This window comes from Bartonella sp. AA1HLJMS, assembly GCF_042197445.1.
Lineage (GTDB): Bacteria > Pseudomonadota > Alphaproteobacteria > Rhizobiales > Rhizobiaceae > Bartonella.
Genome location: NZ_JBHIRW010000087.1, coordinates 1 through 3,483, shown reverse-complemented (window position 1 = coordinate 3,483; position 3,483 = coordinate 1). Strand labels below are relative to the sequence as shown.

General features: G+C 36.4%; 5 protein-coding genes. 4 read left to right on the top strand and 1 reads right to left on the bottom strand.

What is annotated here, in order from left to right; genetic code table 11:
* Positions 1-283: 283 nt before the first annotated feature.
* On the bottom strand, positions 284-886 hold the full coding sequence (locus ACFIQE_RS09220; RefSeq protein ID WP_375613929.1) for a S24 family peptidase: 603 nt from the start codon (positions 884-886) through the stop codon (positions 284-286).
* Positions 887-986: 100 nt separating this feature from the next.
* Between ACFIQE_RS09220 and ACFIQE_RS09215 the strand changes: the two genes are divergently transcribed.
* From ACFIQE_RS09215 to ACFIQE_RS09200, 4 genes are all read left to right on the top strand, one after another.
* The gene (locus ACFIQE_RS09215) at positions 987-1,232 is read left to right on the top strand and encodes a helix-turn-helix transcriptional regulator (RefSeq protein ID WP_375707595.1); all 246 of its coding nucleotides are present in this window, start codon (positions 987-989) and stop codon (positions 1,230-1,232) included.
* Positions 1,233-1,370: 138 nt separating this feature from the next.
* Entirely contained in the window at positions 1,371-1,718 is a 348-nt protein-coding gene (locus tag ACFIQE_RS09210; protein WP_375640816.1) for a hypothetical protein, read from the top strand.
* 161 nt (positions 1,719-1,879) lie between these two features.
* Complete coding sequence (locus tag ACFIQE_RS09205; protein WP_375707594.1) at positions 1,880-2,962, top strand: DUF1376 domain-containing protein; 1,083 nt, start codon at positions 1,880-1,882, stop codon at positions 2,960-2,962.
* The gene (locus ACFIQE_RS09200) at positions 2,904-3,422 is read left to right on the top strand and encodes a hypothetical protein (protein ID WP_375707593.1); all 519 of its coding nucleotides are present in this window, start codon (positions 2,904-2,906) and stop codon (positions 3,420-3,422) included. The genes ACFIQE_RS09205 and ACFIQE_RS09200 overlap by 59 nt, the downstream gene beginning before the upstream one ends.
* Positions 3,423-3,483: the final 61 nt, after the last annotated feature.

Below are 3,483 nucleotides of genomic sequence, written 5' to 3'. Positions count from 1 at the left end.
ATAATTTTTAGAACTTGGCTTTCATCCAGTGGTCCCGACCGACCAATGTTTTGATCATCATCATAGACAACTAATAAAATTTCATCAGAATTTATAAGAATTGGATTTTCCATAATTTTTCCTCCCTAACGCCTCTTGGCGATTGTTTGTGCGTGGTTTGTATAATTACTTATACGTAAATGTATAAATACAAGCAAGCAAAAAATCGCATATATTTCATTTTTTTTGCATTTTCACTTAAATGCCATCTTCACAAGCAATAGAATCAAAAACTTTATTGGGATTATTTCATAAGTAGACGATAGGATTTGCGCGGTAATATTGCAACTATTTCTCCAACCCATTTTATCTTTGCATTTTTAATTGGTAGCGCATTCCATGATTTGAGTACAATGCCCTCTGAAGAGCGAGTAATTTGTTTGATAAAACGCCTATTATCTTCTGTTAGAACGACAACTTCATCACCGTAATAATCGCTCATTGGCTTTGTTTGCAGATGTTTAACTACGATTAAATCACCATCTTTATACACGGGATACATGGAATCTCCACGAACCATGAATCCTATTGTTTCAAAAGGCAAATCAAATGGTATTTCGATTGTTTCAAGCCCATCTTCTGGGATTTGCTCAACATCGGTATCAATCTCTAATCCTGCTCCTACATACCCCATAACAGGAACAACTGTAGTAATTTGATTATAACCTTTTAAGCTTTTATAAAGTTCTAAAATTGCGTCTCTGTGTGAACCTCTGGGATCTGATTCACTTCCTAACCATCTTGACACGGTCGCTTGGGTTACATTTAATCTATCGGCAAGATCTTTTTGATTAAGACCAAACTCAGATTGCAATACTTGCAATGTCGCAATGATATTTTTCGTCATAATTAGTTACTTATGATTTTAAAATTAAAAAAATCTATTGTTTTTTTTAATTAACTCTATACAATTGCGTATATGGTTAAAATTAAGGAGCTTAACTCAAATGGACACAGAGGAAAAATTAAAGATTAAATCTATCCGAAAGTGTTTATCGCTAACACAAAAGGAATTAGCAGATATTTTAGGTGTTAAGCAAGCTTCTGTTTGTCGTTGGGAACAAGGCAAAGGACTATCTTTAAATAGTTATTTAAAGCTGCAAAAGTTGAAGGATAGTTCTAGCTCTAGTTCTGCTTTTATTGCTGCTCCTACAGATAATAATGAACACCAGCAACACGATTCACACTCTTAAATAGGCAAAAATAATAGGAAGAAAGGAAATAAAAATGGATTACGGTTTAGCAATATCATTGCTGTCCATATCGGTTATCGTTTTGAATATAATTGTATTTGTTCACTGGTACAATAATAGGTAGAGAAAGAAAATAAAATGGATTACGGTTTAGCAGCGATTATTATGCTTTTTACGACCAATGTAATCACGATTTTTTGTTTTTATGTCTCTCATAAAAAAATGCAAAGCTCTACAAAGGTATTGCAAAGACCATATTACACTTTTCACATTTTGAAAGATTCAATAAAAGAGATGGATTTTCCAGACGGCAGCACAATTGTTTTTAGCGATTCTGATTGGAATTTTTCTCTTGATGCAAATGATAATTTGATAGCTCAAAGCACTTTAGGAGCTTCATTGTCCATCAGGGCATATAGTGACGCATATGGTTTTAAAAAGTATCTTATAGATAATTTTCAGAAATATAATCGGTCTATACATTGAATGCAACGAGATGAAGCATGCAGTGTATTTTTGAATTGAGTGAGTTCATTTTTTTTAACTTATGACTACGCGCTCTGTCACAGCTCACGCATAAATAGGCAACAGCCTTAAGGGGGGGATTATGATCACTAATTTATATTTAATGAAAGAAGGGGATGCGCATGTCTAATGGTATGCCATGGATAAGATTCCATTTGTATGACTGGATAAGTGGTACAAATGGAATGACATCTGAACAACGGGGGGTTTATATAACCCTTCTCGTTTACATGTATGAAAAAAAAGAACCACTTAAAACAGATTTTCAAACGCTTGCACGCGTTTGTCATTGTTCGCAGAAAAAATTTGCAGCTATTGTCGAATATCTCATGAGAAATAATAAACTTGTTGAGACAGATAATGGGTTGTGGAATACGCGCGTTGAAGAAGAGCTAAAAGATTTTTCTGATAAAAAAGAGCACATATCGCAAGTTCGTAGTGAGGCTGGTAAAAAAGGTGCACAAGCAAAAAACAATACAAAACAACATGTTAATAATTTTGCTGAAGCAAATGACAAGCAAAACGTTTTTTTTGCTGAAGCAAACGCTAAGCAAAATCAAGCTATAAAGAACCAGAATAAGAATATATATAAAAAAACTAAAACTATCGTTTTAGCAAAAAAAGAAATTGGTTCTGAAAGTTTAGAAACAAAGGAACAGGTTGACAAGCCAACAGAGGTTGCTGCTGTTGAGACCACATCAGAGCAAATCAAAACCTCATCAGACAACCAACCTCCCATTCACGAGCAGACAAGCATTCCGAAAAAAGCTAAGCGGTCAAAAGCTAAGCGGGGCTGTCGATTGCCTGAAGACTTTGAACCCGATTACGATTTTGCCATTGCAGAGGGCTTGCCTCCAGAGCGCGTCAAAGTCGAAATTGCAAAATTCCGAGATTATTGGCGTTCAAAAGCCGAAGCAAATGCAACCAAAATCGATTGGCAAGCAACATGGCGTAACTGGGTACGCAAGGCGGTTGATGATTTAGAGAAAACGAAAAACACGAACAACAACGGTGGAAACAATGGAGATTACACTCAAAAGCAAAAAAGCATTGGGAAGCGTATCGCAGACAGTCTCCTTGATATCGGAAATCGAGGGTATTTTGAAACACATTCATGCGATGATACCTCCGAGCGGTCCGTTTGTTTTGAAGGATGGCAGCCAATTAACAAAACAGCAGGAATCGATTGCTTTAGAGGCTGGTGATCAATTGCAAGAGCTCTTCGCAGTGAAAGCAGGTAAAGAGGATATAGCAAAAGCTATTCGCATGCTGTCGTGTGGTTTGAAAATAGCACAACAATCAGACCATGAGGGAATGGCGTTGACCTATGGAATGGTTTTGGAAAATGTCTCTGCATGGTCACTGATGACAGTGGTCAAACGGATTTTATGTGATGAAATAAATTGTTTATCCGATACGTTTTTTCCGAGCACACGAGAACTTGTCAGGTTGTGTCGAGATTTAGAAAACAGTCTTTTGAGAAAAGCCAATTTTGTACGCAATGCTGTTTTGAGATTCCGTGAAAAGGAGTTGAAAGAACAAGCAGAGAAAGAGCATTCAAGCCCCCTTACGGTTATTCACAAGCAAAAACTTGAAGAGACTCTAAATGGCATTGGTGGGATAATGAAACGCTTTGGTCCACAGCAAAGTAGTGAAAAGTGCTGATCATTTTACGATTAGGCATGCATTTAAATCGACAAAAAGGTACCGTACAAAGCGATTTAAA

Coding starts and splice junctions, on each gene's coding strand:
- ACFIQE_RS09220 (WP_375613929.1), bottom strand. CDS start 886: ATGACGAAAAATATCATTGCGACATTGCAAGTATTGCAATCTGAGTTT.
- ACFIQE_RS09215 (WP_375707595.1), top strand. CDS start 987: ATGGACACAGAGGAAAAATTAAAGATTAAATCTATCCGAAAGTGTTTA.
- ACFIQE_RS09210 (WP_375640816.1), top strand. CDS start 1,371: ATGGATTACGGTTTAGCAGCGATTATTATGCTTTTTACGACCAATGTA.
- ACFIQE_RS09205 (WP_375707594.1), top strand. CDS start 1,880: ATGTCTAATGGTATGCCATGGATAAGATTCCATTTGTATGACTGGATA.